Source organism: uncultured Sphingomonas sp., from assembly GCF_913062585.1.
Taxonomy (GTDB): Bacteria; Pseudomonadota; Alphaproteobacteria; order Sphingomonadales; family Sphingomonadaceae; genus Sphingomonas.
Genome location: NZ_CAJXWX010000002.1, coordinates 83,555 through 108,018 on the forward strand (window position 1 = coordinate 83,555; position 24,464 = coordinate 108,018).

Annotated in this window: 28 protein-coding genes; 15 read left to right on the forward strand and 13 right to left on the reverse strand. The window is 66.7% G+C overall.

All coding sequences use genetic code 11. From position 1 onward, the window contains the following. Window positions 1-28 precede the first annotated feature (28 nt). The 5 genes from QZ546_RS02130 to petA form a co-directional block, all read right to left on the reverse strand. Window positions 29-484 carry a tRNA (cytidine(34)-2'-O)-methyltransferase gene (locus QZ546_RS02130; RefSeq protein ID WP_294233976.1) on the reverse strand — a complete coding sequence of 152 codons (456 nt, stop codon included), beginning with the start codon at window positions 482-484 and terminating at the stop codon, window positions 29-31. Beyond that, entirely contained in the window at window positions 484-1,020 is a 537-nt protein-coding gene (locus QZ546_RS02135) for an adenine phosphoribosyltransferase (RefSeq protein ID WP_294233979.1), read from the reverse strand. The genes QZ546_RS02130 and QZ546_RS02135 overlap by 1 nt, the downstream gene beginning before the upstream one ends. Before the next feature lie 252 nt (window positions 1,021-1,272). Next, the gene (locus QZ546_RS02140) at window positions 1,273-2,121 is read right to left on the reverse strand and encodes a cytochrome c1 (protein WP_294233982.1); all 849 of its coding nucleotides are present in this window, start codon (window positions 2,119-2,121) and stop codon (window positions 1,273-1,275) included. 25 nt (window positions 2,122-2,146) lie between these two features. After that, entirely contained in the window at window positions 2,147-3,445 is a 1,299-nt protein-coding gene (locus QZ546_RS02145; RefSeq protein ID WP_294233987.1) for a cytochrome b/b6, read from the reverse strand. A 14-nt stretch (window positions 3,446-3,459) separates the two neighbouring features. Further along, a complete protein-coding gene (petA, locus tag QZ546_RS02150) occupies window positions 3,460-4,053 on the reverse strand; it encodes a ubiquinol-cytochrome c reductase iron-sulfur subunit (protein ID WP_294233990.1) in 594 nt (197 codons plus the stop codon). Between the two features lie 287 nt (window positions 4,054-4,340). On the opposite strand from petA, the gene QZ546_RS02155 reads away from it, so the two are divergent. Beyond that, complete coding sequence (locus tag QZ546_RS02155; protein WP_294233994.1) at window positions 4,341-4,868, forward strand: hypothetical protein; 528 nt, start codon at window positions 4,341-4,343, stop codon at window positions 4,866-4,868. Between the two features lie 23 nt (window positions 4,869-4,891). Here QZ546_RS02155 and QZ546_RS02160 read toward each other — a convergent pair whose 3' ends face one another. From QZ546_RS02160 to radC, 8 genes are all read right to left on the reverse strand, one after another. Continuing rightward, on the reverse strand, window positions 4,892-5,338 hold the full coding sequence (locus QZ546_RS02160) for a MaoC family dehydratase (RefSeq protein WP_294233996.1): 447 nt from the start codon (window positions 5,336-5,338) through the stop codon (window positions 4,892-4,894). Between the two features lie 23 nt (window positions 5,339-5,361). Beyond that, a complete protein-coding gene (locus QZ546_RS02165) occupies window positions 5,362-6,666 on the reverse strand; it encodes an ectonucleotide pyrophosphatase/phosphodiesterase (protein WP_294233999.1) in 1,305 nt (434 codons plus the stop codon). Window positions 6,667-6,758: 92 nt separating this feature from the next. Next, window positions 6,759-7,151 carry a BLUF domain-containing protein gene (locus QZ546_RS02170; RefSeq protein ID WP_294234002.1) on the reverse strand — a complete coding sequence of 131 codons (393 nt, stop codon included), beginning with the start codon at window positions 7,149-7,151 and terminating at the stop codon, window positions 6,759-6,761. 80 nt (window positions 7,152-7,231) lie between these two features. Further along, window positions 7,232-8,332, reverse strand: coding sequence for a redox-regulated ATPase YchF (ychF, locus tag QZ546_RS02175; RefSeq protein ID WP_294234005.1), 1,101 nt, complete (start codon window positions 8,330-8,332; stop codon window positions 7,232-7,234). Window positions 8,333-8,541: 209 nt separating this feature from the next. Beyond that, window positions 8,542-8,736, reverse strand: a complete 195-nt coding sequence (locus QZ546_RS02180; protein ID WP_294234008.1) for a hypothetical protein — start codon at window positions 8,734-8,736, stop codon at window positions 8,542-8,544. Between the two features lie 158 nt (window positions 8,737-8,894). Then, window positions 8,895-9,497 (reverse strand): TIGR02466 family protein, encoded by a 603-nt coding sequence (locus tag QZ546_RS02185; protein ID WP_294234011.1) that lies wholly within the window; start codon window positions 9,495-9,497, stop codon window positions 8,895-8,897. Continuing rightward, the gene (gene pth, locus QZ546_RS02190) at window positions 9,494-10,069 is read right to left on the reverse strand and encodes an aminoacyl-tRNA hydrolase (RefSeq protein ID WP_294234014.1); all 576 of its coding nucleotides are present in this window, start codon (window positions 10,067-10,069) and stop codon (window positions 9,494-9,496) included. Before pth ends, QZ546_RS02185 begins: the two co-directional genes overlap by 4 nt. Before the next feature lie 173 nt (window positions 10,070-10,242). Continuing rightward, window positions 10,243-10,929 (reverse strand): DNA repair protein RadC, encoded by a 687-nt coding sequence (gene radC / locus QZ546_RS02195; RefSeq protein ID WP_294234018.1) that lies wholly within the window; start codon window positions 10,927-10,929, stop codon window positions 10,243-10,245. A 123-nt stretch (window positions 10,930-11,052) separates the two neighbouring features. Here radC and QZ546_RS02200 point away from each other — a divergent pair, with 123 nt between their 5' ends. The 14 genes from QZ546_RS02200 (at window position 11,053) to QZ546_RS02265 (ending at window position 24,446) form a co-directional block, all read left to right on the forward strand. Further along, window positions 11,053-14,229 (forward strand): YdbH domain-containing protein, encoded by a 3,177-nt coding sequence (locus QZ546_RS02200; RefSeq protein WP_294234021.1) that lies wholly within the window; start codon window positions 11,053-11,055, stop codon window positions 14,227-14,229. A gap of 56 nt (window positions 14,230-14,285) precedes the next feature. Beyond that, the gene (locus tag QZ546_RS02205; RefSeq protein WP_089413660.1) at window positions 14,286-14,447 is read left to right on the forward strand and encodes a YnbE family lipoprotein; all 162 of its coding nucleotides are present in this window, start codon (window positions 14,286-14,288) and stop codon (window positions 14,445-14,447) included. Continuing rightward, a complete protein-coding gene (locus QZ546_RS02210; RefSeq protein WP_294234028.1) occupies window positions 14,447-14,827 on the forward strand; it encodes a YdbL family protein in 381 nt (126 codons plus the stop codon). Before QZ546_RS02205 ends, QZ546_RS02210 begins: the two co-directional genes overlap by 1 nt. A gap of 368 nt (window positions 14,828-15,195) precedes the next feature. Next, a complete protein-coding gene (locus tag QZ546_RS02215; RefSeq protein ID WP_294234032.1) occupies window positions 15,196-15,513 on the forward strand; it encodes an AtpZ/AtpI family protein in 318 nt (105 codons plus the stop codon). 33 nt (window positions 15,514-15,546) lie between these two features. Then, a complete protein-coding gene (locus QZ546_RS02220; protein ID WP_056431901.1) occupies window positions 15,547-16,338 on the forward strand; it encodes a F0F1 ATP synthase subunit A in 792 nt (263 codons plus the stop codon). An 80-nt stretch (window positions 16,339-16,418) separates the two neighbouring features. Further along, window positions 16,419-16,646 (forward strand): F0F1 ATP synthase subunit C, encoded by a 228-nt coding sequence (locus QZ546_RS02225; protein WP_007406947.1) that lies wholly within the window; start codon window positions 16,419-16,421, stop codon window positions 16,644-16,646. A gap of 58 nt (window positions 16,647-16,704) precedes the next feature. Next, on the forward strand, window positions 16,705-17,199 hold the full coding sequence (locus QZ546_RS02230) for an ATPase (RefSeq protein ID WP_294234044.1): 495 nt from the start codon (window positions 16,705-16,707) through the stop codon (window positions 17,197-17,199). Then, on the forward strand, window positions 17,192-17,863 hold the full coding sequence (locus QZ546_RS02235) for a hypothetical protein (protein ID WP_294234047.1): 672 nt from the start codon (window positions 17,192-17,194) through the stop codon (window positions 17,861-17,863). The genes QZ546_RS02230 and QZ546_RS02235 overlap by 8 nt, the downstream gene beginning before the upstream one ends. A 368-nt stretch (window positions 17,864-18,231) precedes the next feature. Further along, a complete protein-coding gene (locus QZ546_RS02240) occupies window positions 18,232-18,552 on the forward strand; it encodes an SMR family transporter (protein WP_294234050.1) in 321 nt (106 codons plus the stop codon). A 239-nt stretch (window positions 18,553-18,791) separates the two neighbouring features. Then, window positions 18,792-20,711 (forward strand): excinuclease ABC subunit UvrC, encoded by a 1,920-nt coding sequence (gene uvrC / locus QZ546_RS02245; RefSeq protein WP_294234053.1) that lies wholly within the window; start codon window positions 18,792-18,794, stop codon window positions 20,709-20,711. Between the two features lie 129 nt (window positions 20,712-20,840). Further along, a complete protein-coding gene (locus QZ546_RS02250; RefSeq protein WP_294234055.1) occupies window positions 20,841-21,332 on the forward strand; it encodes a GNAT family N-acetyltransferase in 492 nt (163 codons plus the stop codon). Between the two features lie 178 nt (window positions 21,333-21,510). Further along, window positions 21,511-22,242 (forward strand): DNA repair protein RecO, encoded by a 732-nt coding sequence (recO, locus tag QZ546_RS02255; protein ID WP_294234058.1) that lies wholly within the window; start codon window positions 21,511-21,513, stop codon window positions 22,240-22,242. A gap of 54 nt (window positions 22,243-22,296) precedes the next feature. Next, window positions 22,297-23,340, forward strand: coding sequence for a 3-isopropylmalate dehydrogenase (leuB, locus tag QZ546_RS02260; protein ID WP_294234060.1), 1,044 nt, complete (start codon window positions 22,297-22,299; stop codon window positions 23,338-23,340). A 5-nt stretch (window positions 23,341-23,345) separates the two neighbouring features. Next, window positions 23,346-24,446 carry a glycosyltransferase family 2 protein gene (locus tag QZ546_RS02265; protein WP_294234063.1) on the forward strand — a complete coding sequence of 367 codons (1,101 nt, stop codon included), beginning with the start codon at window positions 23,346-23,348 and terminating at the stop codon, window positions 24,444-24,446. Window positions 24,447-24,464: the final 18 nt, after the last annotated feature.

Below are 24,464 nucleotides of genomic sequence, written 5' to 3' on the forward strand. Positions count from 1 at the left end.
GGTTTCTGGGCGGGCGAGGGGCCGGGGGTCAACCCGGCATTTGGTCCCAGCCGGTCTGGCGGCGCGCCTCGGCCAGCAAAATCCCGCCGGTGATCGCGACATTGAGCGATCGGACGCCGGCGCGCATCGGCACGCGCACGCGGATATCGGCGGCATGGTGGACCGCCTCCGGCACGCCCGCGCCTTCCGAGCCCAGCAGGATCACATCGTCCGGGCGGAAGATCATCTCGGGGAGCGGCAATGCGCCCAGCGTGGTGGCCAGCACGATCCGCCCGCGCGTCGCGGCGCGGAACGCGTCCCAGTCGGCATGGCGGACGACCTGGGCCATGGCGGCATAATCCATCGCCGATCGGGCGAGTGCGCGGTCCGAATAGGGAAAGCCCATCGGCTCGATCAGGTCGACCGCCACGCCGAAACAGGTTGCGGTGCGGATCAGCGTGCCGACATTGCCCGCAATATCGGGCTCATGGAGCGCGAGGCGCATCAGTGACCCGGGAAGGATAGCAGCGCGTCGACCGCGACGTCCTCGGCCCGCAACGCCTCCGCGCCGCCCAGATCGGGCAGGTCGACCAGGAACTGCGCCTGTTCCACCACGCCACCCGCCTTGCGGATGAGGCGAAGGGCCGCCCGCGCGGTGCCGCCGGTGGCGATCAGATCGTCGACCAGCAGGACGCGGGCGCCGGGGACCAGTGCATCCTCATGGATGGCGATCCGGTCCTGGCCATATTCCAGCGCATAATCCTCGGCGATCGTTGCGCCGGGCAGCTTGCCGTCCTTGCGGATCAGCAGCACGCCCGCGTTCAGCGGCACCGCCAGCGCGGCGGCGAACAGGAATCCGCGCGCTTCGATCCCGGCAACCAGGTCGACCGGCCCGCGGGTGGCGGCGACCATCCGTTCGATCGTCTGCGCAAAGCCTTTGGGATCGAGCAGCAGGGTGGTGATGTCGCGGAACTGGATGCCGGGCTTGGGAAAGTCCGGGATCGTGCGGATCAGGGCTTTCAGATCGTCATGGGCGTTCATGCGGAGCCTCATGGGCTTGCGGCGGGCGGGGGTAAAGGCTCGATCCCCCTATTCCACCCTCCGTTCAGCCTGAGCGAAGTCGAAGGCCAAGGGAATCGTGCGCCGGAGGGGCGAGTGGAAAGGTCCGTCCATGGGCTTCGACTGCGCTCAGCCTGAACGGAGGTTGGGAGTGGGGTGGTGGGGTACTCAAAACAAAAAGGGCGGCTCCCCTACCGGAAACCGCCCCAGGCTCTCGTATCACATGGTCACGCCTCAGTGCTTCACGTCACGCCAGACATTCTGATAGGCGCCCCAGGCCAGGAAGCAGAAGATCGCGATGAACACGAACGCGCCGATCCCGGCCGCGTGGCGCGATTCCAGCTTGGGCTCGGCGGTCCAGGTCAGGAAGGCGGCGACGTCCTTGGCCATCTGGTCGCGAGTCGCGAGCGTGCCGTCGGCATATTGGACCTGCCCGTCCTGGGTCAGCGGCGGCGGCATCGCGATGTTGAGGTTCGCGAAATAGGGATTATAGTGCAGACCCGTCGGCGTCTTGATGTCCGGGAATTTGCGCAGCAGCTCGGCCGGTTGGTTGCGATAGGCGTCGGGGCCGACCAGCGAATAGACGTAATTGGTGCCGTCATGCCGCGCCTTGGTCATCAGCGACAGGTCGGGTGGCAGCGCATTGTTGTTCGCCGCGCGCGCCGCCACCTCGTTGGCGAAGGGCGAGGGGAAATGGTCGGCGGGGACGTTCTTGCGCGTCGTCGCCTCGCCCGTTTCCGGGTTGATGCTCGGCTGTTCGATCACCCATTGGTTGGCGATCGCCTTCACCTCGGGCTCGTTATAGCCCAGCTCCTTCAGGTCGCGGAACGCCACCAGCCGCAGCGAGTGGCAGGCCGCGCAGACCTCCTTATAGACCTGGAAGCCGCGTTGCAGCTGGCGGCGGTCGAACCGCCCGAAAATGCCGTCCGACGCCAGATGCGCCGCCTTGGGATGAAGGTGGAATTCCTCCTCGGCGGTCGGTGCGGGCGGGTCGGAGACGAGCCCCGACACGCTGCCCCACAGCGCGATGGCAAGGACCAGGGTGAAAGCCGCCCCGACCAGAAATGCGATGCCACGAACCATGTTCTTTATCCTCTCTCGGTTCGCGTCAGGCCGAGGCCGAAGGGGTTAGGGCCGACTTGGTGGGAGCCGTGCCGCCATGCTTGGATAGCACGGCCTCGGTGATCGAGTTGGGCAGCGGCGCGGGACGCTCCGTCCGGGCGATCCAGGGCAGGATCACCAGGAAGTGGAGGAAATAATAGGCCGCCGTGATCTGGCTGAGGATGATGAAGAAGGGCGTCGCGGGCGAGCCCCCGCACCAGCCGAGCAGCAGCACGTCCGCCACCAGCACCCAGAAGGCGATCCGCGCCTTGGGCCGGAAATTGTTCGACCGCACCGGCGAGCTGTCCAGCCAGGGTAGGAAGAACAGCAGGAGGATCGACCCGAACATCGCCAGCACGCCCCAGAGCTTGGCGGGCAGGATGAAGTCGGCGGTGAAGGCGCGCAGGATCGCGTAGAAGGGCCAGAAATACCATTCGGGCACGATATGCGCCGGGGTCGAGAGCGGGTTTGCCGGGATGTAATTGTCCGGGTGCCCCAGATAATTGGGGAAGAAGAACAGCATCACCGCGAAGACCAGCAGGAACACACCCAGCCCGACCGCATCCTTGGCGGTATAATAGGGGTGGAAGGGCACCGTATCCTGCTCGCCCTTCACGTCGACGCCGGTCGGGTTGTTGGAACCCGGAATATGCAGCGCCCAGATGTGCAGGATGATGACGCCCGCAATCACGAAGGGCAGCAGATAGTGGAGCGAGAAGAAGCGGTTGAGCGCGGCATTGTCCGGCGCGAACCCGCCCAGCAGCCAGATGCGGATCGTGTCGCCGACCAGCGGGATCGCCGAGAAGAAGCCGGTGATGACCTGCGCGCCCCAGAAGCTCATCTGCCCCCAGGGAAGGACATAGCCCATGAAGGCGGTCGCCATCATCAGGAGGAAGATGACGACGCCGAGCAGCCACACCATCTCGCGCGGGGCCTTGTACGATCCGTAATAGAGGCCGCGGAAGATGTGGGTGTAGACGACGATGAAGAACATCGACGCGCCGTTGGCGTGGGCATAGCGCAGGAACCACCCTGCGTTCACGTCGCGCATGATGCTTTCGACCGAGTCGAAGGCGACGCCCGCATTGGCGGCGTAATGCATCGCCAGCACGACGCCGGTGATGATCTGGATGGCGAGCGCTGCACCCGCCAGCACGCCGAAATTCCAGAAATAGTTGAGGTTGCGCGGCACCGGATACCCGGCCCCCACCGCATTGTAGACGAGTCGCGGCAGCGGCAGCTTCTCGTCCAGCCAGCGCATGACCGGCTGCTTGGGTTCATAATGTTTGGCCCAGGGAAAGCTCATGTCTCGGGTCCCCCTTAAGCGGCCGCGCCGACCGTGACGGTCGTGTCGGTGTTGAACTTGTAATCCGGTACGAACAGGTTCTTGGGCGCCGGACCTTTGCGGATGCGCGCGGCGGTATCATAGGCCGAGCCGTGGCAGGGGCAGAAATAGCCGCCATAGGGCCCGCGATTCTCGCCCTCGCCGGCACCCAGCGGCACGCAGCCCAGATGGGTGCAGACGCCCAGCGTGATCAGCCAGTTCTTCTTGCCCGGCTTGGTCCGCTCCTCCAGCGTCTGGGGATCGCGCAGCTCGGACAGGGGCACGGCGTCGGCCTCGGCGATTTCCTTGGGCGTCAGGTTGCGGACGAACAGCGGCTGCTTGCGGAAGCTGGCCTTGATCGCCTGGCCCGGCTGGATCTTGGACAGATCGAGCTCGGTCGTCGACTGGGCCAGCACATCGGCCGAGGGGTTCATCTGGTTGATCAGCGGAAAGACGATCGCCAGCGCGCCCACGCCCGCAAAGGATGCGGCGGCGACGTTGATGAAGTCGCGGCGGCGGGGATCATGGACCTCTTCCTGGAATGGCTCCGGCGCCTCGCCGGGGGGTACGGTGTTCTCCGTCATCGCCATTCGTCCTGTCCCTCCACCTTCGCTCGCGTGCGCCATGGTACGCTTTGGCGGTCGTGCCGGATTGCTTCCGGTCATGCGCCGCCTGTCTCGCCCGCCCATGATGAACGGTGCTTCAGGTTAGCCTTGCTTGAGCCGCTTTGCCAATCCCCCTTTACAGGCGCCGTTCATGGTCCGTGCATGGGGGATGATATAGGAACCATGGCTTGGTGCCCGGGTTGACCGGTGACGGACGAAAGCGGCGGCCCCTGCCGGTTTCGCGGAACGGGTCTGGGGCATGGAGAGGGACGATGGTCCTGGGTCGGACGATATGGGCGGCGGCGATGGCGGCCGGTGTGATGGCGCTGGGCGGGTGCACCGACGGCTATGGCTATAGCGGTGTGTCGGTCGGCGCGGGCTATGGCGGCGGTTATGCGCCGGGCTATTACGGCTATGGCGGCGGCTATGGCTATGCGCCGTCCTATTTCGGCTGGTACGACAATTTCTATTATCCGGGCACCGGCGTGTACGTCTACGACGCCTATCGCCGACCCTATCGCTGGAGCGATACGCAGCGGGCCTATTGGGAAGGGCGCCACAATGCGTGGCGTGGCGGCCCGATCCGCGATCAGTGGCATGGCTGGGGCCGGGGCGGCTGGCGCGGGCCGGTGCCGGGGGCCGGGGTCGCCCCTGGGACACCGGGCGGATGGCGCGGTTCGCCCGGTGGCTGGCGCGGCAATGGCGGCATGCGCCCGGCGCCGTCGGGTCCGCGTCCCGGCGGCTGGCACGGGGGCGGGCCTGGCGGCGGTCGACCCGGCGGCGGTCGCGGGCGTCACTGATCGTCCGCCCGCGAGCCAGCGGATCAGGCTGGCCGCGCGCGGATCATGACGGTCGGGCGCATCGTCATGACCGTCACCCCGTCCTGATTGACGACGCTCCACCGGCTGGTGACGAAGCCCATTTCCGGGCGGCTGGCGGAACGGCGGGTTTCCAGCACCTCGGTCTCGCAGTGGAGCGTGTCGCCCGGATAGACGGGCGTGCGCCAGCGCAATTCGTCGACGCCCGGCGAGCCCAGGCTCTGAAAGCCGGTCTCGCGGAAATGCGCCACGATCATCGCCATCGCCATCGACGCGGTGTGCCAGCCGCTGGCCGACAGCCGCCCGAAATGGGTCGCCGCCGCCGCCTCGTCGGACAAGTGAAAGGCCTGGGGGTCGTAACGTTCCGCAAAGGCGACGACCTCGTCGCGTTCGACCCGGTACGATCCGAACCGCGCCACGTCGCCGACCGCGACATCTTCCAGCCAGATCATGTCCTCTCTCCTCATCCGTGTCTTTATCGTTTGAATGCGCGGCGGAACGGCGCATCATTGCCGTCCAGCCCCTGCCCAGGCGGCAGGCCGATCAGGTCGCGCAGCAGTGGCGCGACATCGACATTGTCGAACGGCGCGAGCTTGAGACCCGAGCGAAAGGCCGGGCCATTGGCGATGAACAACGCCGCCATGCTGGGATCCGCATTGTCATAGCCATGCGTGCCCCCGGCAAAGGGCTTTTCCGGCGCCTTCGCCGCGATCGTCCACCCGGCCTGGGCCAGGCAGAAATACGGGGCGATGCGGGCATTGGCGCCATAATGGAAGCGCGCCGAAATCTCGCTTTTGCGCCAACAGTCCAGATGATCGCGATGGCCGAGCAGCTTGGCCTCCAGCGCCGCCTCATGCCCCGGCTTGGCCCGGATCATCGCAAAGGGGCCGTCTTCGGACAGTTCATAGTCGGCCGGGTTCAGGAATCGGTCGAGCACGATCATGCGATCGCTCGACGTCGCGGCCATGCCATGGTCGGCGACGATGACCAGATTGGCGGGCTGCCCCATCTCGGCCAGCCCCGCGACCAGCCGTCCGATCGCCTGGTCGGCGCTGGCGACGGCGGTGTTCACCTCCGCCGAATCCGGCCCGCCGTCATGCCCGGCAATGTCGACCTCGTCGAAATACAGGGTCAGGAAATGCGGGCGATCGGCGGCCGGACGGCGCAGCCAGTCGAGGATCGTGTCGACCCGCTGGCGATCGTTCACATATTTGCTGAACTGCTGCCAGTCATGGGGGCGCACGCCACCGGTGAAGCCGTGCCCGCCATCATCCTTTTCGGTCGCCCCCCAGGCGACATTGGAGCCCGGCCAGAACATGGTGCCGGTCTGAATCCCCGCCCGCTCGGCCGTGACCCAGAGCGGTTCGGCCTCATCCCACCAATAGGGCTGGTCCGACGACATGGTGAAATGCTCGCCCGGATGCGCCGGGTCGGTAAAGCCGTTGGCGATGATGCCGTGCCGATCGGGCACGACGCCCGTCACCAGCGTCCAGTGATTGGGAAAGGTCTTGGACGGGAAGGACGGACGCATCGAAGCGCTGACACCCCCGGCCGCCAGTCGCGACAAATTGGGGGTGATCCCCCGATCCAGATAGGGCGCCCAAAAGCCGTCGATCGACACCAGGATGGTGACGGGGGCGCGGGCCTCCTGCGGCGCGGCGGGGACCGAGGCCTGGACCGGGGCGGGTGCCGCGACCGAGGACAAAGCAGGCGGAGTATAGGGATAGGCGCAGCCCGCCAGCAGGGCGAGCGCAAGCGCCGTCAGGGAGAGTCGGATCACGGAATGCGTTTCCTTTCGGATCCGCCAGATAGCGTCCCCTTATGGCAGTGGCGAGTATTCCGTTGCGACCGAGCGGGGGAAACGGCGGCGGATCAGTCTACCGGGAAATATTGCCGGATCTCGGGATCGGCATTGCGCAGCAACAGGCGCAGCCGCTCGGCGGCGTCGCGGGGCTGGTCGCCGGGCAGGCCGGCCATCGCCCATTCGCCGAATTCGGGTGCGTCGACCATCCGGTCGTCCAGCATGACGATATCGCGATGGCGGGGATCCTGGGCGATCCGCTCGAACGTCTCGCCGACGCTGTCGACGGGCCCCTCCAGCAACTGGCGATATTGGCCGTCGCCGATCCACAATATGCCCGAAATCCCGTCCATGCCGTTGTTGCGGCGCGACGTGGCCAGGATCGCCTGATGATCGGCGCGCACATCGTCGCCCGTCGGGCTGCTGCGATAGATGATACGACGATAAGGTTTAACCTGTGTCATGATTCGAGGCGTAGCGGCCCCAAGCCCAACTGCAAAGCGCGAATGCGCCGATCGGTCGTCCCCGACCGGCGCATCCCGGATCAGACGTTGAAGCGGAACAGCATCACGTCGCCGTCCTGGACGACATATTCCTTGCCTTCCGCGCGCAGCTTGCCCGCATCGCGTGCGCCCGCTTCGCCCTTGCAGGCGATATAGTCGGCAAAGGCGATGGTTTCGGCGCGGATGAAGCCCCGCTCGAAATCGCTGTGAATCTCACCCGCCGCATTGGGCGCCTTGGCGCCGCGATGGACGGTCCAGGCGCGCGCTTCCTTCGGGCCGACGGTGAAGAAGGTCAGCAGGTCGAGCAGCGCGTAACCGGCGCGGATCACGCGGGCGAGGCCGGTTTCGGCGAGACCCAGCTCGGACAGGAATTCGCCGCGATCCTCGGCCGGCATGGTCGCGATGTCGGCCTCGATCGCCGCCGACACGACGACGGCCTGCGCGCCCTCGGCGGCGGCCTTCTCGAACACGCGTTGCGAGTGGGCGTTGCCGTTCGCGGCGTTCGATTCCTCGACATTGCAGACATAAAGGACCGGCTTGGCGGTCAGCAGCTGCGCCTGGGAGAAGACGCGGGCTTCCTCTTCGTCCTTCGGCTTGGTCAGCCGCGCGGGCTTGCCCTCGCGCAGCAGGTCGAGCGTCTGGCCGAGCACCGACGCGGCGATCTTGGCTTCCTTGTCGCCCTGCTGGCCCTTCTTGATGAAGGCGGGGACGCGCTTTTCCAGGCTTTCCAGGTCGGAGAGCATGAGTTCGGTCTCGACCGTCTCGGCATCGGCGATCGGATCGACCTTGCCCTCGACATGGGTGACGTCGCCATCCTCGAAGCAGCGCAGGACATGGACGATCGCGTCCACCTCACGGATATTGCCCAGGAACTGGTTGCCCAGCCCCTCGCCCTTGGACGCGCCGCGCACCAGGCCCGCGATGTCGACAAAGGCGAGCTGCGTCTCGATGATCTTGGCCGAGCCGGCGATTTCGGCGAGCTGGTACAGGCGCGGATCGGGCACCGCGACGTTGCCGACATTCGGCTCGATCGTGCAGAACGGATAATTGGCGGCCTGCGCCGCCGCCGTTTCGGTCAGCGCGTTGAAGAGGGTGGACTTGCCGACATTCGGCAGGCCGACGATGCCGCAGCGGAAACCCATGCGTCGCTTATCCTGTGGATCAAGGGGAAAGCGCCCCTCTAGCGACGATGGGGATATTTCTCAACCGAGCGCTTATCCCATGCTCCGTTCAGCCTGAGCGAAGTCGAAGGGCAAGGGATGACGGTTGGGCGGGGCGCCATTGTCGGATGTTCCAGCGTGGCCTTCGACTTCGCTCAGGCTGAACGGACTGGGGGGAAGGGGTTATGGGGTCAGGCGATCCCGACCATCATCGCGGCGGCCCAGCCTAGCAGCAGGACGCCCAGCGCGCCCGAAAAGCCCATCAACACCAGGCCCATATAATAGAGCATCGGCGGATGCGCGCGCTGCGCCTTCCTGTTCCGGCCGAGACCCGACAGCACGAAGCTCGCCAACATGCCAAAGGTGAAGACACAAAATTCGAGCATGGGGCGTAACGTCCGGTCCTGGGGGCTGCGATCGATTCCTCCCTAACCGATACAGGTTAATCACTCGATATCGGCGCGACGAAGCGCCTCAAATCACAGGCAAGGCGTTGGAACTTTTCGTCTCGTCGCGGGTGAGGTGCGCGTTGTCGTGGGCGTTCCTAACGATAGTTGAAGCTGACGCTGATCCGCTCGCCCTTGGCGCCGTTCGGCACCACTTCATGCCGCAGCCAGCTTTCCCAGAGCAGCACCGTACCCGGCTCGGGCGTGGCGGTGGCGAAGGTCGCCAGATCATCCGGCGCATCGGCGCGGCGGGGCGGCGCGGCCATCAGCATCGGCAGCCGCGGATCCTCCAGCTTGAGCGCGCCCGAACCCTTGGGCATGGCGACATAGAGCGTGCCCGAGACGACCGAATGCGGATGGATATGCGCCGAATGATGGCCACCGGGCTTCAGGACATTGACCCACAGGCTGTCGAGCTTCAGCTTGCGCCCGCCCAGATCGAACGCGCATTCCTCGGCGAAGCGCGCGACATGGCGGTCGAGCTTCTTGCGCAGATCGGCAAAGACCGGATCGCGGATCGGCAGGTCGTTGAGCGAGGCATAGCTGGTATAGCCGCGATAGCCATGCTCCTTGGACCAGCGCCGCCCGGCGCGGTCGTCCTCGGCCAGCGCCCAGCAGCTCTGCTCGATCTCCTCCAGCAGGTCGGCGTCATCCAGCTGGCCCTCATAGAGGAGCGAGGCGAAGAGGCGGCGCACGCTCATGCGGGGTCTCCCATGCGCAGCGCGACGTCGTTGACGAAGCGGACATCGTCGCCCTCGGCCAGCCAATGCGCCTCCGCCGATACCGCGCCGAGCAGGTCGGACAGCGGCTCGATCTCGGCCTTGGCGTAATTGCCGAGCACATAGCCGGTGACGCGGTCCTTATGCCCCGGATGTCCGATGCCCAGCCGCACGCGGCGGAAGTCCGGCCCCAGATGCTGGTCGATCGAGCGCAGCCCGTTATGCCCCGCCGTCCCGCCGCCGGTCTTCACCTTCACCCGGAAGGGGGCGATGTCGAGCTCGTCGTGGAAAACGGTCAGCGCCTCGACCCCCAGCTTGTAGAAGCGTAGCGCGTCGCCGACGCTGCGGCCGCTTTCGTTCATGAAGGTCGCGGGCTTCAGGAGCAGGATCTTCTCACCCCCGATGCGCCCTTCCTGGGTCCAGCCCTGGAACTGCTTCTTCACGGGGCCGAAATCATGCACCTCGGCAATGGCGTCCATCGCCATGAAGCCGACATTGTGGCGGTGCATCGCATATTGCGGCCCCGGATTGCCCAGCCCGGTCCAGACCTGCATGTGATATTCCTTGTTCGCTTGGTTGGGCAGGCCCCTAGCATTGGGGGGCGGGGGTTTCCAAACCTATCGGGGCGGCGTGGCCTTCGACTTCGCTTAGGCTGAACGGAGGTTGGTATGTGTGTCGGGTATCCCCAACCTCCGTTCAGGCTGAGCGAAGTCGAAGCCCAAGGGAATCAAATCAACCCCTGCGCCCGCAAGCTCACATGCCCCGACGTGCCGATGATCAGATGGTCGTGCACCGCAATCCCCAACGGCTTGCCCGCCTGTGCGATGGCGCGGGTCACGTCGATGTCCGCCCGGCTGGGCGAGGGGTCGCCGCTGGGGTGGTTGTGGACCAGGATCACCGCCGCCGACCCGAATTCCAGCGCGCGGCGGATGACCTCGCGAATATAGACCGGCGCCTGGTCGATCGAGCCCTGGCCCATCAGCTCGTCCTGGATCAGCATGTTGCGCGTGTTGAGGTGCAGGACCCGGAACCGTTCGACCCCGTGATGCGCCATGTCGGCATGGAGATAGTCGAGCAGCGCCTGCCAGCTCGACAGAACGGGCCGTTTCGCCGCCTCCGCCTGGACCAGCCGAAGCGCGCAGGCATGGGCGATCTTCAGCGTGGCCGCCGCCGTCTCGCCCACCCCGTCCACCCGTTGCAGCGCGACCGGATCGGCGGTCAGGACCCCGCCGATATCGTGGAATTCGCGCAAGAGCGCCTTGGCGATCGGCTTGGTGTCGCGGCGCGGGATCGCGGTGGTCAGTAGATATTCGAGCAATTCATGATCGAGCAATACGCCGCCCGCCAGTAATCGGTCGCGCAGGCGCCCGCGATGTCCGGCATGATCGGCCTGTCGGTCGCTGTCGTCGCGCATGTCCCACCCCCTGTCGGGCCAGCATAGGGCAGGTGGCGGGAACTGTCGCCGGGGCTCGTGCGATTGCGTGGCATGGGGCCCCGCGGCTATGATGCGGATCAGGACGGGAGACGGGACATCGGGGTGGACGGCGCGAGCGAGGAAGCCGAAACGCGCGTGAGCCCCGTCCGGCGGTTCCGGCGGCTGCAGCGCATCCTGATCGCCATTGCCCTGATCCTGCTGGTCGCGCTGATCGCCCTGTGGATCGAACGCAAGCCGCTGGTCGGGGGCGCGATCGACCGCGAACTGGCGCGGCGCGGCGTGCCCGCCCGCTACGAGATCAGCGATCTGGGGCTGGGCCGGCAGCGTCTGACCCATGTGGTGATCGGCGATCCGCGCCGCCCCGATCTGGTCGCCGACTGGCTGGAGACGCGCACGCGAATCGGCTTGTCCGGTCCGGTGGTGACCGGCGTGCGCGCGGGCCGGGTCAGGTTGCAGGGGCGGCTGATCGAGGGGCGGATCAGCCTGGGGATGCTCGACAAGCTGATGGGGGCGTCTTCGGGCAACAAGCCCTTCGCGCTGCCCGCGCTCGACGTCGATGTTCGCGATGGCGGTATCCGGCTGGAGACGCCGCATGGGGGCGTCGGGCTCAGCCTGTCGGGCCGAGGCGTGCTGAACGACGGTTTCAGCGGGCGGCTGGGGGCGGTGGCACCGCGTCTGGCGATCGGCGATTGTGTGTTTACCGGGCTTGCCGCACCGCTTCGCGTGCGTGTGGTCCGCGATCGGCCCAGCCTGAGCGGGCCGGTGCGGCTGGCCGGTCTGCAGTGCGGCGCGGTGACCGCGCGCAACCTGGCCGCGCGGGTCGAGGCCACGCTGGAACCCGCGCTCGACCAATGGCGCGGAACCGCCGCGCTGGAAGGCGGTGCGCTTCGCCATCCGGTCGCGGCGACGGCGGCGCTGGGCGGGCGCCTCGATTTCGCAGGCAATGCGGCGGCGACCAGCGGGCGGCTGGACTTGACCGCGCGTGGCGTGACGACCCGGATGGGCCGCGCCGATCGCCTGGGAGTCGACGGACGTTATCTGGTCGGGCACGCGATGCGGTTTGACGGCGATGTCCGCCTGGGCGGCGCGCAGGTCGCGCCCGCGATGCTGGCGCGACTGAACGACGGGGCTCGCACGGTGGCCGGAACGCCGGTCAGCCCGGTGGCGCAGGCCGTGCTGGACGCGGTGGCGCGGAGCGGGCGGGGTTTCGCCGCCGATCTGCGGCTTGCGCTGGACCGCGAGGCGGGGGCACGCGCCGATGGCGTCGCGATCCGGCTGCCCAGCCTGACCCTGGCCTCGAACAGTGGTGCACGCGTCGCGCTCGGCGGGGGCGAGGGCTTTATGTACGATACGCGCGGGGCGCGGATCGACACCATGCTCGCCACGGGTGGCGGCGGGTTGCCCATGATCCGCGCGACATTGCGCCAGGATGCGCCCGGCGCGCCGGTGCGGGGTATGGCAACGATGGCGCGCTATCCCGCGGGCGGCGCGGCGCTGGCGCTCGACCGGGTGGTGTTCTCGGCGGCGGGCGACGGAACGACGGCGGTGACGACGCGGCTGTCGCTGTCCGGGCCGATCAGCGGCGGGCGGATCGACGGCCTGGTCCTGCCGATCGCTGCGCGCTGGGACGGCGGGCGGCGCCTGCTCGTCAACCCGACCTGCCAGCCGCTGGCGATCGATCGGCTGGCGCTATCGGGATTGCGGCTGGCGCGGGTGGCGACGCGGGTCTGTCCACTTGAGGGTGCGCTCGTGCGGCTCGACGGCACGCGGATCGGCGGCGGGGCGCAGCTGGGGCAGACGATGCTGACCGGCACCATCGGCAGCAGCCCGTTGCAGCTCTCCGCCGCGACGACCCGCTTCGCGCTCGCCGATCGCGGCTTCACCCTGACCGGGGTAAAGAGCCAAATCGGCCGCCCCGAGTCGCCGACCCGGATCGACGCGGCCACCTTGGTTGGCCGGATCACGCCCGAGGGTATCGCCGGGCAGTTCACCGGCGGCGCGGGGCAGGTGGGGCAGGTGCCCCTGCTGCTGGGCGAGGCGGCGGGCGACTGGCGGCTGGCGGGGGGCGTGCTGAGCCTGAACGGCGCGCTTCAGGTGCGCGATGCGCGGGCCGATTCGCCGCGCTTCCTGCCCATGGCCGCGCGCGACGTCACCCTGACGCTGGCGGGCAGCCGGATCGACGTCAAGGGGACGCTTTATGAACCGACCAAGTCGGTCAAGGTCGCCGACGTCACCATCACCCATGCGCTGAACACCGGCGCGGGGGAGGCCGATCTGGCGGTGCCGGGCATCACCTTCACCAAGGACTTCCAGCCCGAACTGCTCACCCCCGTCACCAAGGGTATTATCGAGGATGTGCGTGGATCGATCTCGGGAACGGGGCGGATCCTCTGGGATTCGAATGGCGTGCGCTCGACCGGGCGATTCGGGACCGAAGGCATCGACCTGGCCGCCGCGCTCGGCCCGGTCAGCGGGATTGCGGGCACGATCCAGTTCACCGACCTGCTGGCGCTGGAAAGCGCGCCCGGTCAGGTGGCGACGATCAAGACGATCAATCCGGGCATCCAGGTGACGAACGGCACCATCCGTTACCAGACGCTGTCGGGCGCACGGGTAAAGGTGGAGGGCGGGACCTGGCCCTTTGCCGGCGGCAAGCTGACCCTCGACCCGACGCTGCTCGACTTCTCGCAGCCTGTCGAGCGGCGCATGACCTTCCATGTCGAAGGGGCGGCCGCCGACCAGTTCCTGCTCCAGTTCGACTTCCAGAATTTGAACGCGACGGGCGTGTTCGACGGGACGCTGCCGATGATTTTCGACCAGAATGGCGGGCGGATCGAGGGCGGGCGGCTGATCGTCCGGCCGGGCGGCGGCAGCATCGCCTATCTGGGCGAGATCAGTCAGAAGAATCTGGGCTTCTGGGGCAACCTCGCCTTCGGGGCGCTGCGTTCGCTGAACTATCGTTCGCTTCGGATCGACATGAACGGGCCGCTGGCGGGCGAAATGGTGACGGACGTGCGCTTTGCCGGGATCAGCCAGGGCAAGGGCGCCAAGTCCAACTTCATCATCCGGCGGCTCCAGCGGCTACCCTTCATCTTCAACGTGCGGATCAAGGCGCCCTTCCGCGGGCTACTCGACTCGGCCCAGTCCTTCTACGACCCGCGCCGCCTGATCCAGCGCAACCTGCCCGCGCTGCTGGACGAACAGAACAAGCGCGCCGCACCGCCCGTCACCTCGTCCACCACGCCCATTCAGCCCTCCGCAAGCGAGACCGTGCCATGACCGTAACAGGATTGAAAATGCTGGTGAGGACGCCGATCTTGGATGGGACACGATGGATGCCGGTCGCGCTGACCTTGCTGAGCGGAGGATGCGTCAACATCTCCGCCCCGGAGAAGCCGATCGAGATCAATCTGAACATCAATGTGACGCAGGAAGTGGTATATCGCCTGGATGGCGAGGCCAAATCGCTGATCCAGCAGAATCCGGGGATATTCTGATGAAGACGAAGACGATGATCCTGGCGCTGGGCACGGTGGCGTTGCTGGGCGTGTCGGGCATGGCGATGGCGCAGCGCGATCCGGCCTATGCGGCCGCGCGCGCCGAAGGCTTGGTCGGCGAACAGCCCGACGGCTATCTGGGAATCGTGGGCGCCGCCACGCCCGCGCTGCGGACGCTGGTCAACAGCATCAACATCCAGCGTAAGGCCGCGTACACCCAGAAGGCGCAGGCCAGCGGCGCGACCGTTGAGCAGATGGCCTTTACCAGCGGCTGCAACCTGATCGCGCAAACGGCGAGCGGCGAGAAATATAAGACGCCCGAAGGCGTGTGGAAGACGCGCACGGGCGCGGCCCCGGAGCGCGCGCCGGCCTGCGTCTGACCTTCTTCCTCCCCTCCCGCAGGCGGGAGGGGCTGGGGGAGGGGACTCCGGTTGCGGTCAGGCGATCGGCTTGAGGGGAGCGCGGCCAAGCACTCAATCTCAGAAGATATCGCCTGCCGACGGCGCCAGCCCTCCCCCGACCGCTCTCGCCTGCGGGAGGGGAGAAGGAAGAAGAGGAAGAAAAACCGCCCCGCGATACCTCGTCCTGTCTCTCCGTGGACACAATCCTTAACACATCTGTCACAACCCCAACCCCAAGCGGTTGACTTGGGAAGACACGCTTTCTAAACGGGCCTCGCCTTGGCGGGGTCGCTCGCCGTTCGCGCGCACTCTCCCCTTCGGTGACGAAAACAGGTGAGGGTGGCTGCGTGGCGGAGACGGAACCCGGACAGGACTTTGGCGATGCGGACGATCCGCGTCTGGCCGCGCTGGATCAGCGATTGGCTAAGGCGAAAGCGGAAGGCGTAGCGCGGCAGGGGGTGAAGGTGGATGCCGACAGGGGTTATTCCCAGGGCAGCCGCGTCATCTCCGCGCTGATCGGAAGTCTTGTCGGCAGTGCGTTGATCGGCTGGCTTTTCGACCGCTGGTTCGGCACCGCACCCTGGGCCCTGATCGTGATGCTGTTCCTGGGGATCGGCGTGGCGTTCAGGCAGATCATTCGGATTTCTGGTGAGCGCCCGGAGTAACCGGGCGTTCGTCATATGTGGGAACGAAGCAGCGTGGCGGCAGAATCGGGCGGCAAGATTGATCCGATGCACCAGTTCCTGATCGAGCCGGTGCTCGGTCAGCACTGGGTGGTCGGCGGCTACGACCTTTCCTTCACCAATTCCGCTCTGTGGATGGTGGCGACGCTGGTCGCGCTTTGGGTGTTCATGATCGGCGGCATGAAGCGCGATCTGGTCCCGGGTCGCTGGCAGGCGGCGGTCGAGGGTTTCACCGGCTTCGTCAATTCGATGCTGACCTCGAACATCGGCCCCGAAGGCAAGCGCTTCCTGCCCTATGTCTTCTCGCTGTTCATGTTCATCCTGTTCGCCAACGTGCTGGGCCTGCTGCCCTTCGGCGTGGTGCCGGGTGTCCATCCCTTCACCGTGACCAGCCATGTGACCGTGACCGGCGTGCTCGCGCTGATCTCGTTCGCGATCGTGCTGATCGTCGGCTTCGGTCGTCACGGCTTCCACTTCTTCGCGCTGTTCGTGCCGCACGGCACGCCCAAGCTGATGATTCCGCTGATCTTCGTGGTCGAGCTGATGAGCTTCCTGGTGCGCCCCTTCTCGCTGGGTCTGCGACTGTTCGTCGCGATGACCGCGGGGCACATCCTGCTGAAGGTTCTCGCCGCCTTCGTCATCAACGGCATCAATATGGGCCCGGGCTATGCCGCGCTCATCACCCTGCCGAGTTTCCTGCTGATGATCGGCATCACGCTTCTCGAACTGCTGGTCGCCGCGATCCAGGCCTATGTCTTCGCGCTGCTGACCTCGGTTTACCTGAACGACGCCGTCAACCTGCACTGATCGGGCAAGCCGGATCGGGCGGGCGAACGCGCCGCTGAGTTGAATACCCAAACGACCCTTTTTGAACTGGAGTGATTGAAATGGACGCAGAAGCCGCGAAGCTGATCGGTGCCGGTCTGGCCGCTATCGGCATGGGCATCGCCTCGCTCGGCGTGGGCAACGTGTTCGCCAAGTTCCTCGAAGGCGCGCTGCGCAATCCGGGTGCGGCGGACAGCCAGCAGGGCCGCCTCTTCATCGGTTTCGCCGGTGCCGAGCTTCTGGGCCTGCTCGCCTTCGTGACGATGATCATCCTGGTGTTCGTCGCCTAATCATTCGGATCGGCCGGGCGGCCCCGTGTTGCCCGGTTGATATGGCAACGAGGACTCCATGCCCCAGATAGCACAGATCAGTGCGACCTATGCGTCGCAGATCTTCTGGCTCCTGATCACCTTCGGCCTGCTGTATTTCGTGGTCGGTCGTGGGATGGTGCCCAAGATTCAGGCGACCGTCGACGCTCGCGAAGCCCGTATCGCCGGCGATCTGGCGGCGGCCGAGGCCGCGCGTGCCGAGGCCGACCGGGTCGAGGCGGCATGGCGGGCCGAGATGGACGCCGCGCGCGTCGCCGCGATGGCCGAGACCAATGCGGCCAAGGCGCGGGCCACCCATGCCTTCGAGGCGCAGGTCAAGGCGGCCGATGCCGACCTGGCCGAGCGTCTGGGTCATCACGACCTGGCGATCGCCAATGCCAAGGCCGAGGCGATGGCCAATCTTCAGACCGTGGCGGCCGAGGCCGCGCGCGATCTCGTCGCCAAGCTGTCCGGCGTCCAGGTGGGCGAGGATGCGGCGGCCGACGCGGTGCGAAAGGTGAGCGCGCATGGCTAATCATTCCGCAACCGGCGCGCTGGTCAACGGCGATGCGCAGGTCGCGCAGAACCTGGCCGATGCCGCATCGGCCGAGGGCATGACCCAGAAGCCGATCCGCGAGGGCGATGGCTTGAATGGGGGCCTGACCGGCAACACGGTCGTGCCCGCCGAGGCCGAACATGCCGCCAGCCCGACCGCGCTGGGTTTCGATTCGACCGGCTGGGTGGCGCTCGCCGCTCTGGTCGTGCTGATCGGGATGCTGGTCAAGAAGGTGCCGTCGATGATCGGTCGTTCGCTCGACCAGAAGATCGCCGGAATCCGCGCCCAGCTCGACGAAGCGAACAAGCTGCGTCAGGAAGCCGAAGCACTGAAGGCCGAATATGAGGCCAAGGCCAAGGCCGCCCATGCCGATGCCGAGGCGATGCGCGCCCAGGCCCAGCATGAAGCGGGTCAGCTGCTCAGCAAGGCCAAGGCCGATGCCGAGGCGCTGATGGAGCGTCGCGCCAAGATGGCCGAGGACAAGATCGCCGCCGCCGAGCGTACCGCGATCGCCGAAGTCCGCGCCCGTGCCGCCGAGGCTGCTGCCAAGGCCGCCGGTCTGCTGATCGCCGAGCATCACTCGGCCGATGCGGACCGTGCGATGATCGACCGCAGCATCGCGGGGCTTGGCCGCCCGAACTGATCGGCTTTCGGGCCAAAGACAGGACCGCGCTTCGGGCGACCGAGGCGCGGTTCGGCCGTTTCTGGCGGCCGAATGACCACCAACTCCGTTCAGGCTGAGCGAAGTCGAAGCCCAAGGGAATCCCTCTCCCCGCCCGCCAGGAAAGGGCAGGGCATGGGCTTCGACTCCGCTCAGCCCGAACGGGGGTGGGAATGACCCCTTCCTCCCCAAGCTGTGCTTGGGGAGGGGCCCCGCCGGGCAACGCCCGGTCGTGGAGGGGCAATGTCCCCAAACCCATAGCCCGCACCGACGGGCCCGCATCGCCGTCTCTTCCGGGTTTCCGACGACGATGCCCATAGTGCCGAGCCCGTGACCAAGGAGACGCTCCGATGGCATGGGTCATATTGGGCATTGCCGTGATTACCGAGATTTGCTGGGCGCTCAGCCTGAAATGGGCGGCGACGCTCGCCACCTGGCAGGCGTCGAGCGTGCCGATCCTGCTCAGCTTCGTGAATATGGGCCTGCTGGCGCTCGCCATGCGCGGGCTTCCTGCGGGCACCGCTTATGCGGTGTGGACGGGCCTGGGCGCGATCGGGGTGGTGATCGGCGGGGCCATCGTGTTCGGCGACAAGATCGCGCCGATCCAGGCGGGCTTCATGGTCCTGACCGTGATCGGCGTGATGGGCACCAAGCTCTTCGCGCAGGGCTGAACCCTATTCCTCCCCTGCAAGGGGCGGTGGCAGTCCGCAGGACTGACGGAGGGGTGTCGCCATCAGCAGGGACACCCCTCCACCAGCTTCGCTGGTCCCCCTCCCCTTGCAGGGGAGGAAGAGTCGGACGATCGCACTCGGCGCGAACCCGAAAAAACCTTCGTGTCTTCGCGGCTTCGCGTGAACCAAGCCCTCTCACAGGGTAGCGATCCGTCCGCCGCGCCCCTAAATCGGCACCAATGTCCGAGCCTCCCGTCGACCGCTTCAACGAAGAGAAATCCACCTTCACCCTGCGCGGCGCCGACTCGCCCGATCTGAATGCGGGGGTGGCGGCAATCCGCAACGTGCTGGCGACCTTGCCGCTGCGGCCGGGCGTCTACCGAATGCAGGATGCGCGCGGCGACGTCCTGTATATCGGCAAGGCGCGCGCGCTGAAGAACCGCGTCGCCAATTACACCCAGGTCGAGCGACTCCCGAAGCGCCTGCAACGCATGGTGGCGCAGACCCGGTCGATGACGATCGTTACGACCAATAACGAGGCCGAGGCGCTGCTGCTCGAGGCGCAACTCATCAAGCGCTATCGTCCCGCCTTCAACGTCCTGCTCCGCGACGACAAGAGCTTTCCCTTCATCCTGCTGCGCAACGACCATGACTTCCCGCGCATCCAGAAGCATCGCGGCGCGCGGCGGGCGGTCGGCAATTATTACGGCCCCTTCGCCAGCGCGGGCAGCGTCAACAACACGCTGAACGCGCTGCAAAAGCTGTTCCTGCTCCGGTCGTGCACCGACAGCTTCTTCAAGGGGCGCGACCGGCCGTGCCTGCTCTACCAGATCAAGCGCTGCTCGGCCCCCTGTGTCGGCCGGATCGACGAGGCGGCCTATGCCGAGCTGGTCGCCGACGCGAAGAACTTCCTCGGCGGCAAGTCGACCCAGGTCCAGGCCAAGCTCGGCAAGCAGATGCAGGACGCCGCCGAGGCGATGGACTTCGAGCTGGCGGCGATCCTGCGCGACCGGCTGAAGGCGTTGACCTTCATCCAGGGGACTCAGGCGATCAACGCCGAAGGGGTGGGCGACGCCGACATCTTCGCGCTGGCCAATCGCGAGGGGGTGATGGGCATCCAGGCCTTCTTCATCCGCGGCGGCCAGAATTGGGGGCATCGCAGCTTCTTCCCCGCGCACACCACCGATGTGCCCGAGGAGGAGGTGCTGACCAGCTTCCTCAGCCAATTTTATGAGGAAGTGCCGCCCGCCAAGACGATCCTGCTCGATCGCGAATTGCCCGAGGGCGAATTGCTGACCGAGGCGCTGGGCGAGCGGGCCGGGTATAAGGTGCAGCTCGCCGTGCCGCAGCGGGGCGACCGCCGCCGCCTGCTCGATCAGGCCAAGCGCAACGCGGTCGAGGCGCTCGACCGGCGGCTGGCCGAGTCGACCACCCAAGCCAAGCTGTTGCGCGAAGTCGCCGATTTCTTCGACCTGTCCGAACCGCCGCAGCGGATCGAGGTCTATGACAACAGCCATATCCAGGGCACCAATGCGCTGGGCGCGATGGTCGTGGCGGGGCCGGAGGGGTTCCAGAAGGGCCAGTATCGCAAGTTCAACATCAAGGGGAACGAGGCGGCGACCAACGACGATTTCGGCATGATGCGCGAAGTCTTCCGCCGCCGCTTCGCGCGCCAGTTGGAGGAAAACCCCGACCGCGACGACGCGACCTGGCCCGACCTGGTGCTGATCGACGGCGGGCGCGGCCAGCTCAATGCCGCCAAGGCGGTGCTGGAGGATCTGGGCATCGAGGATGTCTGCCTGGTCGGCGTCGCCAAGGGCCCGCATCATGGCCGCGAGGGGCGCGAGGTCTTCCACATGATGGACGGCAGCGAGCGGATGCTGCCGGTCAATGCGCCGCTATTGTTCTACCTCCAGCGGCTACGCGACGAGGTCCACCGCTTCGTGATCGGGGCGCACCGCGACAAGCGCGCCAAGGCGATGGGCGCGAGCCCGCTGGACGAAGTGCCCGGCATCGGCCCGGCGCGGAAGAAGGCGCTGCTGATGCACTTCGGCACGGGCCGGGCGGTAAGAAATGCGAGCCTGGAGGATCTGCAGAAGGCGCCGGGGGTGAGCCAAGCGGTGGCGCAGCAGGTGTACGACTTTTACCATAGCCGGTAAGGGGAGATAGCCTCCGAACCCCTGGTTGAGCGTCGCAGGCCTTTCACTTTCCTCGTTTAGCGAGGCGGTTGTGGGAACAGGCCGTGAGGTGCCCGTTGCCTTACACTCGCGCGTGCGCAATCCTTCAGCATGGCTTCTCCTGTGATCCGCCCCTTTCATCCAACGGACGTATCCGGCGTCGTCGAACTCATATTGCCGATTCAGCAACAGGAGTTCGGCATTGCGATAGAGCGGGAAGACCAGCCTGATCTGTCCGACATACCATCGTTCTACCAAAAGGGTGCCGGTGGCTTTTGGGTCGCGGAAGACGTGGGGCGGATCGTCGGCACGATTGCCCTCAAGGAACTTGGAAGCCGCCGAGCCGCTCTGCGAAAGATGTTCGTCGCCTCGCCATTCAGGGGAAGCGCGCATGGTCTAGGCGCCAAGCTTCTCGATACACTTACCCGGCACGCAAGAAGACAAGGCGTTGTCGATATTTATCTCGGCACGACGGAAGCGTTTTTAGCGGCGCATAGATTCTATGAGAAGAACGGTTTTGAGGAGGTCGCCCGATCCACGCTTCCGGCTGATTTCCCTGTGATGGAAGTCGATCGAAAGTTCTACAGGATGGCACTGCCGTGAGTCGATTACGGCCTATGGCTATGCACACACGCGATGCCCTTGTGCGCTCCTGCTCCCATTTCGCCATCGCTTCCAAAAAGGAGCAACGTCCAGCTCGTTGGTCATGATGGCAGCCGGTACGTTTGTGCACTCCCCCCACACATAGCCTCCCGCCCCATTCCCCCCTACATCGGAACCCATGCACCGGGTCGCCCCCGCCATCATCCTGTCGGTCCGGCCGCATGGCGAGCATGGGGCGATCGTGCGGGCTTTGACCCGCGAGGATGGCGTGCAGCCCGGTTATGTGCGCGGCGGTAGGTCGCGGGCGCTCAGGCCGGTGCTGCAACCGGGGAACGGGATCATCGGCGAGTGGCGGGCGCGGACGGTCGAGCAACTGGCCGCGCTGACCGTCGAGCCGGGGCATAGTCGCGCGGGGCTCCACGGCGAGCCGCTGGCCGCCGCCGGGATCGAGTGGCTGTGCGCGCTGACCGCCGCGACGCTGCCGGAGGAACAGCCTTATCCGGTCCTGTACGATGCGCTCGACGCGGTGCTGACCGCGATCGAGTCGGCGCCGTCGGCGCGCGGCTGGGCGGGGGCGTTGGTGCGCTATGAGCTGCTGCTGCTGGGGCAGTTAGGGTTCGGGCTCGATCTGGAGCGGTGTACCGTGACCGGCGGGACGGACGACCTCGCCTTTGTCAGCCCCAAGAGCGGGGCGGCGGTGTCGGTGGGAGCGGCGTTCGGCTATGAGGCGCGGCTGTTTCCGCTGCCCGCCTTTCTGCGCGAGGGCGGGGTAGGGGATTGGCCGGAGATTTTCGCCGCGGGGCGGATCACGGCGCATTTCCTGGCCCGCGATATTCTGGTCGGTCTGCGCCATGATCCGATGCCGGCGCGGGCGCGGCTGTTCGATCGTTTCAAAAGGGCGGTTGCGTGATGCCCGCCCGCTAAGGCAAAGGGCGCTCCGAACATAGGTAAGAAGGGGCCAGCCATGGCATTGATCGCGATCCTCGCCGGTGACGGCATCGGCCCGGAAGTGACGGCGGAAGCGCGGCGCGTGCTGGAGGCGCTGGACCTGGGCCTGACCTTCGAGGAGGCCAAGGTCGGCGGGGCGGCCTACGAAGCCGCGGGCCATCCGTTGCCGCCCGAGACGCTGGCGGTGGCGGAGCGCGCCGATGCGCTGCTGTTCGGCGCGGTGGGCGATCCGCGCTTTGACGCGCTGGAGCGTGCGCATCGGCCCGAACAGGCGATCCTGGGCCTGCGCAAGGCATTCGGGCTGTTCGCCAATCTACGCCCCGCGCGGCTGTTCGAGGGGCTGGAGGACGCCAGCTCGCTGCGCCCCGATATCGCGCGCCGCATCGACATGGTGATCGTTCGCGAGCTGACCGGCGACGTCTATTTCGGCGCCAAGGAGCGCGGCACCACCGAGGCTGGCTTGCGCGAAGGCCATGACCTGATGCGCTATGACGAAGAGGAAGTGGCGCGGATCGCCCGGGTCGGCTTCGAGACCGCGATGCGCCGCCGCCGCCGCCTGTTGTCGGTGGACAAGGCCAATGTGCTGGAAACCTCGCAGCTTTGGCGCGACGTGGTGATCGAGGTGGCGAAGGACTATCCGGACGTTGCCCTCGAACACATGTATGTCGACAATTGCGCGATGCAGCTGGTGCGCGATCCGGGCCAGTTCGACGTGATCCTGACCGGCAATCTGTTCGGCGATATTCTCTCGGATCAGGCGTCAATGTGCGCGGGCTCGATCGGGATGCTGCCCTCTGCCGCACTGGGGGCGACGGGCAAGGGGCTGTACGAGCCGATCCATGGCTCGGCGCCGGACATTGCCGGGCAGGGCAAGGCCAATCCATGTGCGGCGATCCTGTCCTCGGCGATGATGCTGCGCCACTCGCTGGGCATGGCAGAGGCGGCCGACCGGATCGACGCGGCGGTGGCGGGCGCGATCCGGGACGGCGCGCGGACCGGCGATCTGGGCGGCAGCCTGTCGACCCGCGCCATGGCCGACGCGATCCTCGAGCGGCTCTGACGCCCGTGAGCGCGCTCCTCGAACTCGCGGTCGTGATCCCGACCTTCAACGAGCGCGCGAATGTGCCCGTGCTCATCGCCAAGCTCGACCAGGCGCTGGCCGGGCGGCGGTGGGAGGCGATCTTCGTCGACGACAACAGCCCCGACGGCACCGCCGATGCCGCGCGCGAGCTGGGCAAGGTCGATCCCCGCGTCCGGGTGATCCAGCGGATCGGGCGGCGCGGGCTGTCCTCGGCCTGTATCGAGGGGATGTGTGCCACCGCCGCGCCGATGGTGGCGGTGATCGACGGCGATCTGCAGCATGATGAGACGCTGCTGCCGAAGATGCTCGACCGGTTGCAGGCGGAAAGCGACCTCGACCTGGTCGTCGGCTCGCGCTTCGTCGATGGCGGCGGCACTGGCGACTGGGACCGCGACCGGGTCGCCAAGTCGGCCTTTGCGACGAAGCTGTCGCAGCGGGTGCTGAATGTGAACCTGTCCGACCCGATGAGCGGCTTCTTCATGGTCCGCACGGCGGTGGCGCGCGGGACGGTGCCGCATCTGTCGGGCATCGGCTTCAAGATCCTGCTCGACATCATGAGCGCCTCGCCGCGTCCGCTGCGTGCCGCCGAAATGCCCTATGTGTTCCGCGTGCGGACCGAGGGTGAGTCTAAGCTCGATCATGTCGTGGCGATGGAATATCTGATCGCGCTGTACGACCGCCGCTTCGGCAAGGTGGTGCCGGTGCGTTTCGCCATGTTCTCGGCGATCGGCGTGCTGGGCGTGGGCGTGCATATGGCGGTGATCAGCCTGTTCTTCGTGGCTCTGGGCGCCACCTTCCTCGCTAGCCAGATCGTCGCGGTGGCGGCGGCGATGACGTTCAACTTCTTCCTGAACAATGCGCTGACCTATCGCGACCGGCGCTTGCGCGGGTTCAAGCCGCTGCTCGACGGTTGGGTGTCCTTCTGCCTGGTCTGCGCGGTGGGGGCGATCGCCAATGTCGGCGTCGCGGCCTTCCTGCACGATGCGCGGGCCAATGAATGGGCGGTGTCGGCGCTGATCGGCGTGCTGGTAGGCGCGGTGTGGAATTATGCGCTGTCGTCGCGGTTCGTCTGGGGGCGGTATTGATCGAGGCGTTGGGCGTGG